This window comes from Nonomuraea sp. CA-141351 (assembly GCF_050944675.1).
In the GTDB taxonomy this organism is placed as follows: domain Bacteria; phylum Actinomycetota; class Actinomycetes; order Streptosporangiales; family Streptosporangiaceae; genus Nonomuraea.
Genome location: NZ_CP191982.1, coordinates 2,572,200 through 2,588,780 on the forward strand (window position 1 = coordinate 2,572,200; position 16,581 = coordinate 2,588,780).

Annotated in this window: 13 protein-coding genes; 6 read left to right on the top strand and 7 right to left on the bottom strand. The window is 70.3% G+C overall.

The window, feature by feature from the left end:
- Positions 1-919: 919 nt before the first annotated feature.
- The 3 genes from ACQPWU_RS12640 to ACQPWU_RS12650 all read left to right on the top strand — a co-directional run bounded on the left by ACQPWU_RS12640 (position 920) and on the right by ACQPWU_RS12650 (position 3,359).
- Positions 920-1,657, top strand: coding sequence for a GntR family transcriptional regulator (locus tag ACQPWU_RS12640; RefSeq protein ID WP_433439474.1), 738 nt, complete (start codon positions 920-922; stop codon positions 1,655-1,657).
- Positions 1,658-1,859: 202 nt separating this feature from the next.
- A complete protein-coding gene (locus ACQPWU_RS12645; protein WP_433439476.1) occupies positions 1,860-2,462 on the top strand; it encodes a GNAT family N-acetyltransferase in 603 nt (200 codons plus the stop codon).
- Positions 2,463-2,678: 216 nt separating this feature from the next.
- Entirely contained in the window at positions 2,679-3,359 is a 681-nt protein-coding gene (locus ACQPWU_RS12650) for a copper homeostasis protein CutC (RefSeq protein ID WP_433439478.1), read from the top strand.
- Positions 3,360-3,422: 63 nt separating this feature from the next.
- Here ACQPWU_RS12650 and ACQPWU_RS12655 read toward each other — a convergent pair whose 3' ends face one another.
- The 5 genes from ACQPWU_RS12655 to ACQPWU_RS12675 form a co-directional block, all read right to left on the bottom strand.
- On the bottom strand, positions 3,423-4,565 hold the full coding sequence (locus ACQPWU_RS12655) for a DUF6986 family protein (RefSeq protein WP_433439480.1): 1,143 nt from the start codon (positions 4,563-4,565) through the stop codon (positions 3,423-3,425).
- The gene (locus tag ACQPWU_RS12660; protein WP_433439482.1) at positions 4,549-5,850 is read right to left on the bottom strand and encodes an FAD-dependent oxidoreductase; all 1,302 of its coding nucleotides are present in this window, start codon (positions 5,848-5,850) and stop codon (positions 4,549-4,551) included. The genes ACQPWU_RS12655 and ACQPWU_RS12660 overlap by 17 nt, the downstream gene beginning before the upstream one ends.
- A 344-nt stretch (positions 5,851-6,194) precedes the next feature.
- Entirely contained in the window at positions 6,195-7,733 is a 1,539-nt protein-coding gene (locus ACQPWU_RS12665; RefSeq protein WP_433439484.1) for an AMP-binding protein, read from the bottom strand.
- 9 nt (positions 7,734-7,742) lie between these two features.
- Positions 7,743-8,783, bottom strand: a complete 1,041-nt coding sequence (locus ACQPWU_RS12670) for a hypothetical protein (RefSeq protein WP_433439486.1) — start codon at positions 8,781-8,783, stop codon at positions 7,743-7,745.
- 25 nt (positions 8,784-8,808) lie between these two features.
- On the bottom strand, positions 8,809-9,876 hold the full coding sequence (locus ACQPWU_RS12675; protein ID WP_433439488.1) for an LLM class flavin-dependent oxidoreductase: 1,068 nt from the start codon (positions 9,874-9,876) through the stop codon (positions 8,809-8,811).
- A gap of 94 nt (positions 9,877-9,970) precedes the next feature.
- Between ACQPWU_RS12675 and ACQPWU_RS12680 the strand changes: the two genes are divergently transcribed.
- Positions 9,971-10,453: a hypothetical protein gene (locus ACQPWU_RS12680; protein ID WP_433439489.1), complete on the top strand. Its 483-nt coding sequence runs from the start codon at positions 9,971-9,973 to the stop codon at positions 10,451-10,453.
- 317 nt (positions 10,454-10,770) lie between these two features.
- On the opposite strand, the gene ACQPWU_RS12685 is transcribed toward ACQPWU_RS12680, so the two are convergent.
- Positions 10,771-11,706: an acyl-CoA dehydrogenase family protein gene (locus tag ACQPWU_RS12685; protein WP_433439491.1), complete on the bottom strand. Its 936-nt coding sequence runs from the start codon at positions 11,704-11,706 to the stop codon at positions 10,771-10,773.
- Positions 11,707-11,839: 133 nt separating this feature from the next.
- On the opposite strand from ACQPWU_RS12685, the gene ACQPWU_RS12690 reads away from it, so the two are divergent.
- Both ACQPWU_RS12690 and ACQPWU_RS12695 read left to right on the top strand, forming a co-directional pair.
- Positions 11,840-12,511 (top strand): hypothetical protein, encoded by a 672-nt coding sequence (locus tag ACQPWU_RS12690; RefSeq protein ID WP_433439493.1) that lies wholly within the window; start codon positions 11,840-11,842, stop codon positions 12,509-12,511.
- 84 nt (positions 12,512-12,595) lie between these two features.
- Positions 12,596-14,338, top strand: coding sequence for a proline--tRNA ligase (locus ACQPWU_RS12695; RefSeq protein ID WP_433439495.1), 1,743 nt, complete (start codon positions 12,596-12,598; stop codon positions 14,336-14,338).
- Positions 14,339-15,080: 742 nt separating this feature from the next.
- On the opposite strand, the gene ACQPWU_RS12700 is transcribed toward ACQPWU_RS12695, so the two are convergent.
- Positions 15,081-16,580: a tripartite tricarboxylate transporter permease gene (locus ACQPWU_RS12700; RefSeq protein WP_360692838.1), complete on the bottom strand. Its 1,500-nt coding sequence runs from the start codon at positions 16,578-16,580 to the stop codon at positions 15,081-15,083.
- Position 16,581 lies beyond the last annotated feature (1 nt).

Below are 16,581 nucleotides of genomic sequence, written 5' to 3' on the forward strand. Positions count from 1 at the left end.
GTTGATGATGTGGCAGTAGGCGTCAACGCGGACGGCTCTGACTTGGCGGCGAGCGATGACTGGTTCGGACTTGGTGACAGGCATGACCCGGAGGTCGCGGGTCATGAGCATGCCTGTCCGCCGGTCGCCGGGTTCACCACCCAGCCGGTCGTGCCGTGCCGTGACGGCGCCCGGCCATGCACACCTGAGGACCGTCTCCCTGGACAGAGGCCGGCCATGGTCGGCGGGTGGGGCCGGCCGTGCCTGCCGTACAAGATGGGGTTCTGGACGGCGCGGAGCGCCGTTGATCACGGCGGGAAGCTGGGCCTCGGCCGCGCGCGGTCCGCCTGGATCGGGAGCAGCGCCGGGTTCCCCGCAGAGGAAAGCGCGCCCTGGCGGGCGTGGGGGACCCGCCAGGACGCGCTTCCTGTCCCGTGAGCGACGGCGCCAGGACTCCGGCGAGGGATGGAGTCCTAGGCCGTTGGATCGCACACGGAGTCGATGGGGGAGTGTGAAAGCTCCTGCTGCCGGTAACGTGCGGCGATGCGTTGAGCTGCACCAACCGGGTCATCGATGGGGTGCGTGACGGGGGCGACACCCTCCTCATTCCAGACAAAGGATCCGTCAGTGCACCGCACGGTCAGCTCAGTCAACACCGATTGCTCGGATGCGCCGTTGCTCTGGTAGGTGTGGGTGAACCGCTGGCGAGGCAACCCGTAACGCAGTAAACGTGTTGCTTCGCAAGGGTCATGCCAGGGCAGGTACGGCGTACCCGTGCGGACCGGCGACATTGGCCTTCACCCCCTCACCGGCCTTTAGATGGATTTGTACCAACGAATGGATGATGGGCCGCGGTAGGGGGTTCGGTCAAGGGGTTGTGGCCTGCTAGAACCAGATCGTCTAAATTGTTGGAACAAAAGGGGTGAAAGTGGCAAGGTCGGTGCTGTATCAGCAGGTGGCTGCGGAATTGCGTCGAGCCATCTACTCGGGTGTCCTCGGCCCGGGCGCACAGCTACCGACCGAGGCGCAGCTCATGGAAGACCATGGGGTGAGCAGGAACACCGTAAGGCTGGCCCTGGGAGAGCTCGTCAATGAGGGGCTCGTTACGCGCACGCCGCGGCGCGGAACCGTGGTCAGAGATCGCAGACCGCTGCTGATCTATCCGCAGCGGGAGCTGGAGCCGCAACCTACTGGGGAACTGCGGGAAGCCTTCGCCTTTGCCGTGGCGCAGGAAGGCCGCGCGCCAAGCCAGTACATCGAGGTGCTGACGGTGTCTCCCGTCGAGGAGATCGCCAGCAGACTGGAGTTGGCGGACGGGGAGTTGGCGGTGGTGAGACGCCGTCTGCGTTTCGTGGACGGGCAGCCGTACAACACCAACGATTCCTACTTCCCCCGTGATCTGGTTGCCGATTCCGAGATCGCCAGGCCCGGAGACATCGCGCGAGGGGCGAACCGGGTACTGGAGGAGCTGGGGCATGCGCAGGTGCGCGTCGTGGACGACATCTGGGCTCGCATGCCCAACCAGGAGGAGGCCGAGCGCCTCCAACTAGAGCTCGGCACGCCGGTCATGGTCTACGTCCGCGTCGGATTCGACGTGGCGGACATGCCTGTGCGTGTCGCGGTGTCGGTGCTGCCCGCCGACAAACATCTGATCAGATACGAGCTCGATCGCCGCTAACGGGCTCGGGGTGAAGGGGTGATCCCGCCGGCCGGGCGCAGCGAGAATTAGCCGCCTCGCTGGCCATGGGGAGTCGTGCATACTCCCCTAAATCGCCATTTATCCATATATATCGGGTTGAGGCCCGAATTCCGGGCCTGCGCGACATTGCGTCATCACGCTGTGTATTTTCGCGCGCACCCAACGCAACGGGAGTTGTATTATGCACACAAACACCCTGCTTCATCCGCTCGCGCTCCGCAGAGCCGAACCCGAAGACCTTCCCGGCGTACTCACGCTGCTCGCGGACACCGCCGAGTGGCTCTATGCGCAAGGAGTGCGGCAGTGGCCGCGCGGGGGCTTCGGCCCCGAGCGGATCGAACCCCTCATTGAGGAGCGGGTGCTGTTCCTGCTCGACGACGAGCTCAGATACCTCGACCCCGACGAATCGGCCCCGCCTGTAGCCACCATAGCCCTCGACGGCCACGCGGATCCGGAATTCTGGACACTCGATGACGACCCCGGAGATGCCCTTTATGTCCACAAGCTCGCCGTGGCCCGTCCCTGGTCCGGCAGCGGCCTCGGCGACGCCCTCCTCGACTGGGCCGGCGCCTCGGCCCACGCGGTGGGGCTGCCCTGGCTGCGGCTGGACTGCGCCAAGGGGAACCGGCGGCTGCAGGAGTACTACCGCCGCCGCGGTTTCCGCCACGTCCGCACGGTGGACCTTCCCCACCGCGCCTCGGGGGCCCTCTTCGAACGGTCCTCGGCGGATCTGTCCACCACGGCCTTCCGCGACCTCACGATGGCCGAACTGATCACTGCCTGACGCCCTTCGCCCACGGCCCGGCCGGAGCCCGACTCCGGCCGGGCCGTGGGGCTCGGTTTGGCAAGCGCTCAGACGCGCATGGGGCGGCCCGGCCGTGCCTGTCGAGCCTTCGTGGCGTGGGAGCCGGCGGATGTGGGGCCGTCTCGGAGGCCGGGGCGGGACATTTTGCTGTGATCTGCGGCGGAATGGTGCAGAGCACCATATAACCTCTCCTCCATGACCGGATCCCTGCTCGAGGTGATCGCGCTGAACGTGCGCGACGCCGTGGCCGCTGAACAGGGTGGAGCCGACCGGCTGGAGGTCGTCGCCGACATGGCGGCCGACGGGTTGACCCCGTCCCCGGAGACGGTCGCCGCGATCGCCGCCGAATGCCCCCTCCCCCAGATGGTCATGCTCCGCTGCGACGCCAACTTCACCGCCGACCCCGACGTACTCGAGCGGCTGAGCCGGGACGCCAAGGCGTTGGCGCAGGCAGGGGCGGCGGGATTCGTGTTCGGGTTCCTCGACGGCTCGGGGAAGGTCGATCTCGCGGCCACGGAGGCGCTCATCCACGCCGTCTCGCCGCTGCCCTGGACGTTCCACCGGGCCGTCGATCACGCGGCCGACGTCCAGGCGTCCTGGCGGGCCGTACGGCTGCTGCCCAACCTCGCCACCGTGCTCACCTCGGGTTCGCCCAACGGGGTGGGGGAGGGGCTCCCGGTGCTGAAGACGCGCGCCGGGGCCGGTGACGGCTCGATCATCCTGGCCGGCGGCGGACTGAAGCCGGCGCACGTCCCGGCGCTGCTCGACTACGGCATCCGCGCGTTCCACGTGGGGTCCGCCGTGCGGGCGAGCTGGTCCGACCCGGTCGAGTGGCGGCTCGTACGCCAGTGGCGGGCCCGGGTCGAACGCGACTGAGCCCCCGCCGGGCCTGGCGCGGTCACGACAGGGACCCGTGAGGCTCCCCCGAAGCCGGGGCGGTCACGGCAGTGCCGCGTCCGCGCGCCTGAGAGCGGCCACCAGCGTGCGAATCGTGGCCGGCTCGTCCATGACGCCGCCCCCGGCCTCTCGCTGCTCCTCCCACGCTCTCACGCGCTCCTGGTACGCGTCGTACCGGGCGAGGTGGAAGGCGTAGACGGTGGCGAACCTGCTCACCAGGTGCGAAGGGTGCATGTCCCACCCTTGGTAGAAGCCGTGCCGTAGCGAGTGCCTGACCAGCTCGGCATGGCGCCGCCACAGCGCGTGCACGTCCCGCCCGAGGCCGGAGGCGGGCGAGGCGGCCAGCGATCCGTCCGACAGCTCCACTCCCGTGCCCGCGAACGCGGTCTGCATCACGTGCCGGGCATGGTCGCACGCCGGATGGTCGAGCCGCTGCTCGTGCGGCGGCAGCCCGATCGCGGCCGTGTAGTCGAACACCCCGAAGTGCGCCGCGGCCAGCCGCCCGCCCAGCGACTCGGCAAGGTCCCCGCGCAGGAAGTGCAGCGTCTGCGGCGCCTCCACCTGCATCTCGAACCGGAGCGGCACCTCCAGCTCCGCCTCGAGCTGCTCCAGCACGTCCGCGAAGTGCCCGAGGTACGCCTCCATCAGGACCTTGGGAAAGGTCACCGTGAACCCCGGTGGCAGCTCGCCGGTCCGCTCGACCACTCCCGTGACGAACAGGTCGAGCGTGCGCACCGACCGCCCGGGATCCCCGTCGGCGAACGACTTGACCCGCGGCCCCCAGCGCCGCGGCAGCGTGCCCGCCGCGTGCATCGTGGCCACCGCCTCGACGGCCTGCGCCACGTGCTCGTCCTCGACCAGGCCGGGCCGTACGCCGTACCCGTCCTCGAAGTCGATCCGCAGGTCCTCGACGGGCTCGGCGGAGAGCTTCTCGACCACCTTGGCGTGCACGGCGGCGCCCAGCCCGCCGGGCACGCCGAAGACCTCCGCCAGCGAGCCGGGATCTGCCAAATGTGCCTTGACCAGGGACAACGCCTGATCGCCCCACTCGGAGACCGTACGGGCCGAGAACCGGTCGGCCGGGACGTAGACGGTGTGGATCGGCTGCCAGCCCACGCCGGCGGACGGATAGCGGGCCTGCTGGACCCTGTAGGCCTCCTCGAACCCCTCAGGAACGGCACGCACGGAGCATTGCCTCCAGGCCGACGAGCTTGACGCGTTCGCCCCGGCCCAGCGACCTGGCCAGCTCGGCCTCGGCCTCCTCGATCGCCCGCCACTCCTCGTACGTCACAGGACGCACCCCGCGAGCGGCCAGCAGCTCGTCGATGGACCCCCGGCTCGCCGGCACGCGGCCCGCGAGGTCGGCCAGGAGCGTGCGGACCGTTTCGGCCGCGTCGGACTTGTTGGTGCCGATCACTCCGGTGGGACCGCGTTTGAGCCAGCCGGCCACGTATTCGCGGTCGCGCACCCGGCCGGCCTCGTTCGGCACGGTCATGGTCTTGTCGGAGAACGGCACCCCGGGCAGCGGCACGCTCTGGTAGCCCACCGAGCGCAGCACCATGCCGACCGGCAGCGTCTCGAACTCGCCCGTCCCGACCACGCGCCCCTCCTCCGACAGGCGGGTGCGTTCGAGCTTCAGCCCCTCCACCCGCTCGGTGCCGAGGATCTCCACGGGCCGCAGCCAGAAGCGCACGTCGAGGCGGCGCGGGCGGCCCACAGGCTCGCGGGCGGCCCACGACTGCAGGACCTTGATGTTGCCCTGGACCTGGCGCGGGAAGTCGACGCCCAGGACGACGGCCTCGTCGGGGCGCACGCAGACGTCGGCGTTGGCCAGCTCGCCCAGCTCGCGCAGCTCCTTGAGGGTGAACTTGGCGTGCTCGGGGCCGCGGCGGCCGATCATGTGGATGGCCTTGACCTGGCTCTCCTCGAGGCGCTCCAGCACGTCGTGCGGCACGTCGGTGGATCGCAGCTCCTCGTGGGTCTTGGCCAGGACGCGTACGACGTCCACGGCCACGTTGCCGACGCCGATCACCGCCACCTCGGAGCTGTCGAGCGTGAACCGTCCGGGATCGACGTCGGGATGCCCGCAGTACCAGTTGACGAAGTCGGTCGCCGCCACGCTGCCCGGCAGGTCCTCGCCCGGAATGCCGAGCCTCCTGTCGACCATCGCGCCCGTGCAGTAGACCACCGCGTCGTACGTGCTCAGCAGGTCCTCGACGGACACGTGCTCGCCCAGCGTGACGCCGCCGAGGAAGCGGACCTCAGGGAGCTCGAGCACCCTGCGCAGGTAGTTCGCGATCGACTTGATCGACGTGTGGTCGGGCGCGACGCCGTACCTGACCAGCCCGTACGGGGTCGGCAGGCGTTCGAGGACGTCGACCTCGACAGGCTCGGCCGACTGCTTCACCAGGGCCTCGGCCGTGTAGATCCCGGCGGGGCCCGAACCGATGACCGCCACGTGCAACGCCACGCTGCCTCCTAAGACTCGGTTACACGCGTCCCACCAGATGTAACCGGCCGGTGTGATCGATGTATCCCCGGTCGCCGGTCCGGATGAACCCGTCCCCGGCGACTACCGCATGATCGGTCCTGCCAACGTAGCCGCTCATCACCGCTTCGGAGCGGAGGAGCGGCGAGGCGCCCGAGTCGTATGGGCGCGCGCCCCCCGAACCTACGCGCGGCCTCTCCGGCCAACAGGCGCAACATGGCAGCTCCTGGGGCATATGGGGCTAATTCGACACTACTCCGCCCCGGGCCCGGCGTCGCGCCCTCAAACGAGCCTCCGCGCCTCGCATTCCCTCGCCCCGGGCAACCTCAACCGTCCCTCAACAGGACCTCGGCCGAAGCGCGGAGCGCCAGCTTGTCGATCTTCCCGTTCGCGTTCGTGGGAAGGGAATCCACCACGACGAGCCGCTTGGGCACCTTGTAGTTCGACATGTTCTCCCGAGCCCAGGCGAGCAGCGCCTCGGGATCGGCGGAGACGCCCGGCCGCGGCACGACGTACGCCAGGCCGGCCTCTCCGGTGGCCGCGTCCGGCACGCCCACGACGGCCGCCTGGGCCAGCGACCCCTCCCGCAGCAGCAGCGACTCCACCTCGGCCGGCGACACGTTGAACCCGTTGACGATGTAGAGCTCCTTCTTGCGGTCCACGATGGCGAGGTTCCCGGACGGGTCCAGCACCCCGACGTCCCCCGTGTGCAACCACCCGTCCCGGTCGACGGCCTCGGCCGTCCTGGCGGGCTCGCCCCAGTAGCCCCGCATCACCCCGTAGCCCCGCTGCAGGATCTCCCCGCGTTCCCCGGCGGCGACCTCCTTCCCGTCGTCGTCCACGATCAGGACCTCGATCCCCGGCACGGGCCGCCCCGTGGTGCCGGCGATCACGTCGATCGGGTCTCCGGCCCTGGTCATGGAGACGACCGTGCCCTCCATCAGCCCGTACGCGTTGATCATCCGCTCCAGCCCCACCCGCTCCACCAGCCGCGTGATGAGGCTGGACGGCACGGCGGCGGCGCCGCAGATGGCCACGCGCAGCGACGACACGTCCCAGGAGCCGCGGTCCAGCTCGTCCAGCAGCCGGTGGAAGAGGGTCGGCGGCCCGGCCAGGACGGTGATCTGCTCGGACGAGATCAGTGACATCAGCGCGTCAGGCGTGAAGACGGGGATCGGCAGCATGGTCGCCCGGCGCAGGACGGAGGCGATGAGCCCGGCGTTCAGCCCGAAGCCGTGGCTGAACGGGGCGATGATCGGGTAGCGGTCGTGGTCGTCCAGGGTGACGATCTCGGACCAGTCCCAGTAGCCGCGCAGGATCTGGGAGTGGTCGAGCATGACGCCTTTGGGCACGCCGGTCGTGCCCGACGTGGACATGATCTCGCACAGGTCGTCCGGGCGGATGGCGAGCGCCCGTTCCTCGGCCTCCCGGGCGGAGACCCGCGTGCCCAGGGCGGGTAAGTCGGACGGGTGGTGTAGGTCCGGGAGAGGTGGCAGGAGGCCGGCCAGCGGGGCCGCCGACGGTCCCGCGCCGGTGACCAGCACCTTCGCGCCGGTCTTCTCGATCATCTGGGCGGCCTCGATGCCCTTGTACCGGGACGAGAGCGGCACGATGACCGCGCCCGCGTCCCAGATCCCGAACGCGTGCCGCACCCAGTACGCCGAGTTCAGCCCCCATAACGCCACCCGGTCCCCGGGAGCGACGCCGAGGGCGATGAGGCCGCGGGCGATCTCGGCGGCCGCGGCCCTCAGCTCGGACAATGTCACCCGCGTGGCGCCGTCGGCGACCACGGTGGCGTCTGGGTGGTGTTCTGCCTGGTCGCGCAGCATGCGGGGGAGCGTTCCCCAGTCCGGCATCGGTGCCATCGGTTGCCCCTAGGTGATGAGAGCGCGGTCCCTTCCGAGGTGGTGGCCGCGCAGGTCGTTCACCGTGCCCGGCGCGCAGGTCTCGGAGACGTCCTGGGCGATCTCCACGTCGATCGATATGGGCGTCAGCGCCTGGACGGCCTGCCGGATCCTCGACTTCCACATGGGGTTCGCGACCAGGCTCGCCCGGCTGAACGTGACCGTGAGCACCGCCGCGTCCAGCGTCCCCTGCCGGCTGATCGCGAGATCCCAGCCCGCCACCCCGTCGATCTTCGACAGCGCCTTCTCGATGCGCGGCAGCGCCAGCCACACGCCTCTGACCAGCACGTGGTCGCCCACCGTGTGGGCGGGCGCGGGTATGCCGAGGGGGCCGCCGAGCCTGGCGACCAGGCCGGTCCTGAGTACGGCGTCACCGGGTGGCGGGGTGACGATCAGCTCGGCGAGGCCGGCGGCGGGGTCAGGGGCGTCGTCCTTGGTCAGCGACGCCAGGCCCAGCACGCCGTCCGCGAGCGGCGTGAGCGGATCCGCCTCCGAGGCCCGCCACGCCAGGGCGCCGCCGGTGAACGGGCCGGCGAACACCTCCGTCACCCTGGACTCGAACTCGCCCGCCAGATGGCTCATCGTCCGCTTGGAGGCGATCTCCCCGGTCAGGACGATGTTCCTGAGCCCGAGGTCCAGCGGGTCCAGAAGGAACTCCAGGTGCAGCCGGGCCAGGAAGTCCATCGCGCCCGTGGGGGTGATGACCAGGGTGGTCGCCCTCAGCGCGGTCAGGGCATGGTGCAGGCGCATCCGGCCGCGCGGGCCCACGTCGGCGGCGGCGCCGGCCACATCTGCGGCGGCGGCCGTCCAGAGCGCTCCGGCGGGCTGGGCGAGGGCCACCACGACGCGGTCGCGCTCGCCGACGCCCGCCTCGCGCATCGACTGCGCGGTCAGGGCGTGGTCCCGAGGGTCCAGCGGGACGGCGCTCGACACGTCGGGGGAGACGAGCAGGAGCCCGGTGGCGGCGTGCGCGGCGGCCCCGAGATCGTCACGGGTGAGCCAGAGGGTCATCAGACCACCACCTCCGTACGGGCCATCAGCGCGCCACCTCGGTCATGAACAGCGTCATCGAGTCGCACACCCGGTCGTGGGCCAGCCCGCCGACCTGTGCCTGGATGATGAGGTCCGTCGCCCCCGCCTCGGCGATCCTGGCCAGGGCCTTGCGCGAGCCCTCCACGTCGTCCACCACCACCATCAGGTTCTCGCGCAGCGTGGCCATGGACTCATCGGGCGGCAGCCCGGCCGCGAGCTGCCCCAGCACCCGGTGGGTGGCGTGGCGGGCGTCGTAGTAGTCGGGCGGGGTGACCAGGTTGACCTGGCGGCGGATGTACCACAGGACGGCGTCGGCGGCCGCGGAGTTCGCCTCGTCGCGGGTGGGGGCGACGTACCAGGGGATCATCAGCGCGACGCGCCGGCTCGCCGGGTCGAAGCCGTGCTCCGCCAGGCATTCCCGATATTTCGTGATGTCGGCGGCCACGTCGTCGATGCCCTTGAGCATCGTCATGCCGAGCAGGTTGTACCCGTGCCTGGCCGCCGCCAGATACCCCTCCAAAGAGGTCGACGCCACCCAGACCGGAGGATGCGGCTGCTGGACCGGGCGCGGGTAGACGGCCACGTCGGGGATCTCGAAGAACTCGTTCGACCGGCTGATCGGCTCGCCGTCGGCCTGCCAGATGGCCAGCGTCGCCTCCAGCGAGTCCTCCCAGATCTGCCGCGACTTCTCGAACGGCCGCTGGAACGCCTGGTACTCCAGAGGGGACGCCCCCCGCCCCGTGCCGAACTCCACCCGCCCGCCGCTCAGCACGTCCAGCGTGGCGACGCGCTCGGCGGTGCGGATGGGCGACTGGAACGGCAGCAGCACCACGCCGAGGCCCAGATGGATGCGCTCGGTGCGCTGCGAGATGGCGGCCAGGACCAGGTCGGGCGCGGAGGAGTGGGAGAAGCCCCTGGTGAAGTGGTGCTCCACGAACCAGGCCGTGTCGAAGCCCAGCCGGTCGCCCAGCACGACCTGCTCGACCACGTTCCTGAACGCCTGCTGCTCCACTTCGCGGGTGCGACCGCGGACCTCCAGCTCATATCCCAGGCTGATCCGTAGGGACGTCATCGCGCCTCCGGCGAAGTAGTGAACCAAGCGCTCGCTTGGTAGAGCGTATCAGCAGCGAACACTTGCGGGAAGGGCGCGGACCCGATCAGAGTGGATGCCTGTGAAGCGAAAGCACGCGCTGCGGCGGCCGAAGGACGAAGCGCACTTCGACGTCGACGCCGACTTCTCGCTCACCAGTGCCCGCAGATATGAGGCGTTCGGCCGGGTGATGGCAGCGCTCGCCACCGAGGCCGACTTCATCGAGTCGTGCCGCGATCTGACCTGGTGGCGCGGGTCCGACCACAGCTGGCACATCGAGTGGCGCGACGGCCCGTACGCGTCCGAGGTGGCCGCCCTGCTGGCCGAGCAGGTGCGCGACCCCGACTACGACGGCCCGCTCGTCACCGAGGCCGGGCCGGCGAACGGCGGCTCGGCCGTGCTCGACGTGATGGGCGTGCGGTTCGAACTGCGCGCGATCGACCCGATGGGGCGGGCCACCGTACGGGAGCGTCCCGGGTTCTGGCGCCTGGCCGAGGCGCTCGACACCACGCGCCGCACCAACGCCCGCCACCCGTGGGAGGAACTCCTCGGCGGCTAGCCCATTCTCCACTTCCCCTCCGTCTGTTTCTCCCCAGACGGCCACTTCCGATGCTGTTTCACCCTTCTCCCCAAGGGGCCTTCGCCGAAGTACGGTCGGGCGGCCTCTTGCGGTGCTGTTTCACCCTTCTCCCTGAGAGGCCTGCGCCGAAGTATGGCCGGGTGGGCCGTTTTCCGGTGCCGTTCCACCCTCCTCCCCGAGAGACCTCCGCCGAAGTGCGGTCGGGCGGCCTCTTGCGGTGCTCCCTAAGGGACCTCAGTCGAAGTACGGCGGGTGGAGGAGAGGCGGACGGTCGTGGCGACGAGCGGAAGACAGCGCTAGCCGAGGACGTGGGCCGCGATACGAGCGCGATGTGCCTCCGGCGGGCAGAACAGCTGCGCATCCGAGGTGGCCCGTTTGAGGTAGCGGTGCGCGGGATGCTCCCAGGTGATCCCGATCCCGCCGTGAACCTGGATGTTTTCGCCCGCCGCGGCCAGATAGGCCTCCGTGCAGTACGAGCCGGCGATCGCCGCGAACACCTCGTCGCGGGCCGCCGCCCAGGCCGCTGACCTGGCCGACTCCACCAGCAGGAGCAGATCGGCCAGCTTGTGCTTGATCGCCTGAAACGACCCGATCGGCCGCCCGAACTGCCGACGCCCCTTGGCGTGCTCGACCGCCATCTCCAGGCACCGCTGCGCCCCGCCCACCTGCTCGGCGGCCAGCGCCGCGATCCCGAGGTCGCGCACGCGGGCCCACGACGTGCCGTCGCCGAGCCGCCGTACCGGGGTGCTCTGGAAGGAGAGCTCCTGCAGCGGCCGGCTCTCGTCCATGGTCCGGTACGTCCTGCGCCGCGCCGGCACGGCCTCCACCAGCAGCCCGTCCACGTAGAGCAGCACCAGCTCGCCCGCCGGCGCGTACGGGACGACGCCCGTGAGCAGGCCGGACTCCAGCCGGAGAGCCCCGTCGCCGGGCAGGACCACGGTCGCCGTCGTCGCGCCGTCGGCCAGGTCCGGGAGCAGGTGGAAGGCCGCGCTCGCCTTGAGCGCCTCGACCGCCATCACCGCTGTCTGCAGGAACGGATGGGGCGAAAGGGCCCGGCCCAGCTCCTCGGCCACCGCGGCCATTTCGGCAGGACCGCATCCAGCCCCGCCGTGCTCCTCCGGCACGAGGAGCCCCGCGATCCCCACGTCACGCGCGAACATCTGCCACGGCGCGCCCGGCCGGTCGGCGAGGTAGTCGCGGACGACGGCGCCCAGCTCATCGGGGAGTGCCACGAAGACATCTTAACCAAGCGATTGCTTGTTTTGGTATGAGGATGACCGAAATTTGCCTTTTTTGTACGGACACATAATCTGACAGTGGTCAACCCGAGGAGTAACCGGTGGATCGTTGACCAGGGAAATGGAGATGAACAACACCAGCATCGACTATGCCGACCTCGCCGAGTACGACCGGCGGCAGCGCTGCATCGAGCGCCACCTTGTGGCGGCCTTCCTCGGAGGATTCGCCGTGGGTCTGGCCGGCATGTTCCTCGCCGGCAAGGGGCCCGGGTGGCTCGGCCAGATCTACGACCCGTACGTCTATCTCGCCCTGTCACTGTCTGTGGGGGCGACGGCGTCCGGGTTCGGCTGGGCGCTGCTGACGACGTTCCTGGCGGCCGCGTCCACGCTGGTGGCGGCCATGGGCGCGAGCGCGCTCAGCGGCGACCTGGCCTTCGACGTCATCGGCGGTAGCGCCGCCGGGCTCAACTGGACGATCGCCCTGCTCGTCGTCCTGGGCCTGCTGGCGTACGCCACCCGCAGGGACGATGTCTGGGGCGACCTCGCGGCGGGCGCGGTCGGCGTGGCGCTGATCGCGGACGTGGTGGACCGGGCGACTCCGGGGTTCATCGACAGCGAGCGGTCGTTCTGGCCCGGTCCCGCGCTGGTGGTCGGGCTGCTGTCGGTCGCACTGGTGTTCCTGCTGCGCAGGAAGGCGCGGGGCCGGATACGCGCGCTGGCGCTTTCGGCGATGTTCGCCGGGCTGTTCACGGTCTGCCTTGCCGCCTTCGTGTCCGGCTGGATTCCCCTGACGGTCTGAGCCCTGTCGATAAGCCCGAGCGCTGTGCTGCTCCGACTCGATAGCCTGTAGTTCTTCACATCCAGGTTCGAGCAAGGAGTAGCCGTGTTGCTGCGCATGTCGTCGTTGTTTCTTCGCACCCTGCGGGACGACCCGGCAGACGCGGAAGTGCCGAGCCACAAGCTCCTGGTCCGCGCCGGCTACGTCCGCCGGGTGGCGCCTGGCATCTACTCCTGGCTCCCCCTCGGCAAGATGGTGCTGGAAAACGTCACCAGGATCGTCCGCGAGGAGATGAACCGGATGGGCGGCCAGGAAGTGCTCTTCCCCGCCCTGCTGCCCCGCGAATACTACGAGGCCACCGGTCGCTGGACCGAATACGGTGACACGCTCTTCCGGCTCCAGGACCGCAAGGGCGCCGACTACCTTCTCGGTCCCACGCACGAGGAGCTCTTCACCGACATGGTCAAGGGCGAATACTCCTCGTACAAGGACTATCCGGTCACCCTCTACCAGATCCAGACGAAGTACCGCGACGAGGCCAGGCCTCGGGCGGGGATCCTGCGCGGGCGCGAGTTCCTCATGAAGGACTCGTACTCGTTCGACCTCGACGACGACGGGCTCAAGCACTCCTACGAGCAGCACCGCGAGACCTACATCCGCACTTTCGACCGGCTCGGCATCAACTACAAGATCGTGTTCGCCCAGTCGGGGGCGATGGGCGGGTCCGCGTCGGAGGAGTTCCTGGCGCCCACGCCCACGGGCGAGGACACGTTCGTGGCCTGCCACTCGTGCGGCTACGCGGCCAACGCCGAAGCCGTCGTCACGCCCGCGCCCGCCGCCCGCTCGCTCGACGACGCGGCGCCGCTGCAGGTCATGGACACGCCCGACACTCCGACCATCGAGACGCTGGTGTCGTACGTCAACGAGCACCACGGCCTGTCCGTCACCGCCGCCGACACGCTCAAGAACGTCGTCGTCAAGGTCTCCACGCCGGGCTCCGACAAGGTCGAGACCCTGATCATCGGCGTGCCGGGGGACCGCGAGGTCGACTTCAAGCGTCTGGAGGCCGCGCTGGCGCCCGGCGAGCCCGCCATCTTCGAGGCCGCCGACTTCGCCAAGCATCCCGGTCTCGTACGCGGCTACATCGGCCCGCAGGTCCTGCGCTCGCTCGGCATCCGCTACCTCGTCGACCCCCGGGTGGTGACCGGCACGTCCTGGGTGACCGGGGCCAACGAGCCTGGCAAGCACGCCGCCAACGTGGTGGCGGGGCGCGACTTCACCCCCGACGGCACGATCGAGGCCGCCGAGGTGCGCGCCGGCGACCCCTGCCCCCGCTGCGGCTCTGACCTCTCCATCGACCGCGGCATCGAGATCGGCCACATCTTCCAGCTCGGCCGCAAGTACGCCGACGCCGCCGGCCTCGACGCCCTGGGCCCCGACGGCAAGCCGATCCGCATCACGATGGGCTCCTACGGCATCGGCGTCTCCCGCGCCGTGGCGGTCATCGCCGAGCAGGCCCACGACCCGCTCGGGCTGGTGTGGCCGCGCGAGGTCGCGCCCGCCGACGTGCACATCGTCGGGACCGGCAAGGAGAACCAGGTGGAGGCGGCACTGGAACTGAGCGCCTCACTGGAGTCGCGCGGGCTGCGGGTCCTGGTGGACGACCGGCCGTCGGTCTCGCCCGGGGTGAAGTTCAAGGACGCCGAGCTGCTGGGCATACCCACGATCGTGGTGGTCGGCCGCGGGCTGTCGCAGGGGGTTGTGGAGCTTCGGGACCGGGTTTCCGGGGAGAAGTCGGAGATTCCGCTGTCCGAGGCCGCCGACCGCATCCTGGCCGCCATCGGCTGACGGGCCTTCCCTCGATTGACGCCGCAGGGCCTTGCCGGCGCGCTCGATGCCGGCGGGCCCTTCGCGGTGCTCAACGTGACCGAGCCTCCCCATGCCTGACGCTACGGGGCGTGCTCGCGCGCTCGATGCCGGCGGGCCCTCTCGGCGCGGTCGACGGTGGTGGGCGCTCTCGGGGCGCCCGACGGTGGTGGGGGCTTTCCACGAGCTTGGTGGCTTCCGCGGGTCCCGCGGGGCTCACCATACGAACGCCCCCACCCGGCGAGTCGCCCCCCGGGCCCTGAATGGCGCGCGCCCATGTGCCAACGCGCCCGCCCTGCGCTGATGAGAGCTGCCGGCGCGCCGCGGTGGGCTGCCGTGCGCCGTTGACGGCGGGCCGCCGTGCGATGGCGCCGGGCTCCGCCGTACCACGTCTCGCCGACGCGGCGCATTTGAAGAGGGGGAGTCTGGCGGGATGCCGCGCCCCCCGCGGCGCCCCTCGCGCTGTGACGCCCCGCGCTGTGACGCCTCGCGCTGTGACGCCTCGCGCTGTGACGCCTCGCGCTGTGACGCCTCGCGCTGTGACGCCTCGCGCTGTGACGCCCGTGCCGTGACGCCGCCGTGCTGTGTCGCGGGCGGCCCCACGTGGTGCGTCGCCGCGCCACGTCGTGCCCGGGCCGTTCCCCGTGGTGCCGTCGCCACGGGATCCGCGTGGGGCGCGCACCCGACAGGAGCGGGAAGTCCCGGACGCGCCCGCCGCGGGCGGTCAGGCCGGTGGGAGCGGGACCTTGGTGCGGCGGCGGAGCACCGCGGGGCCGATCAGGCTGGCGGCTGCGATGAGGAGGATCGCCAGCGAAACCGGCCGGGTGACGAAGACCGAGGGGTCGCCCTCGCTGAAGGCCAGGGCCCGGCGGAACTGGACCTCCATCAGCGGCCCCAGCACCGCCCCTAGGATCAGCGGCGCCACCGGGTACCGGGCCCGGTGCAGCACCCAGCCCAGCAGGCCGAACCCGTACGCCACCAGCACCTCGAAGACGCTCTGCGAGATCGAGTAGACCCCCAGCGTGGCGAAGGTCAGGATGGCGGCCGTGAGGAGGGCGGCGGGGACGGCGAGGAGCTTCACCCAGACCCGGATCAGCGGCAGGTTGAGCACCAGCAGCATCACGTTCCCGATGTACAGGCTGGCGATCAGCGTCCAGACCAGCACCGGCTGCTGGTCGAAGAGCTGCGGCCCCGGCTGCACGTTGTAGATCTGGAACGCGATCAGCAGCATGCTAGCCGTGGCCGACGTCGGGATGCCCAGTGTCAGCAGGGGCACCAGCACGCCCGAGAAGGCCGCGTTGTTGGCCGCTTCGGGTCCCGCCACGCCCTCGATGGCGCCTTGTCCGAACTCCTCCTTGTGCTTGGACAGCCGCTTCTCGACGTTGTAGCTGAGGAAGGTCGGCAGCTCGGCGCCGCCGGCGGGGAGTGATCCGATCGGGAGGCCGAACAGGGTGCCCCGCAGCCAGGGCTTCCATGACCTGCGCCAGTCGTCGCGGGTCATCCCGACTCTCCCGGTCACGGTGACGGGCGGCTGGGCGGGACGGTGCCGCGAGGCTGCGGTGGAGACCGCCTCCGCCACCGCGAACAGCCCTACCGCGACCGCCACCACCGACAGCCCCTCGTACAGCTCGGGCACGCCGAACGCGAACCGCGGCTGGCCGGTCATCTGATCGATCCCGACCATCCCGATGGTCAGGCCGAGGAACAGGCTCGACAGCCCCCGTACGATCGAGTCCCCCATCAGCGAGGTGACCGTCACGAACGCCAGTACCATGATCGAGAAGTATTCGGCCGGCTGGATCAGCTTGGCGATGTTCGACATGCCGGGAGCCAGGAACGTGATGACGACCGTGGAGATGGTGCCCGCCACGAACGATCCGATGGCCGCCGTCGCCAGCGCCGCCCCGGCCCGCCCCCGCCTGGCCATCGGATAGCCCTCGAGCGTGGTGGGGATCGAAGCCGTCTCGCCCGGGATGTTGAGCAGGATCGCGGTCGTCGAGCCGCCGTACATGCCGCCGTAGTAGATCCCGGCGAACATCACGAACGCCCCCACCGAGTCGAACACGAACGTCAGCGGCAGCAGCAACGCGATCGTCGTAGCGGGACCGAGCCCGGGCAGCACGCCCACCAGCGTGCCGACGGTGACGCCGAGCAGGGCGAGCAGCAGGTTCTGCAGGCTCAGCGCATGGCCGAACCCGTCCAGCAGGTTGCCGAGGACGTCCATC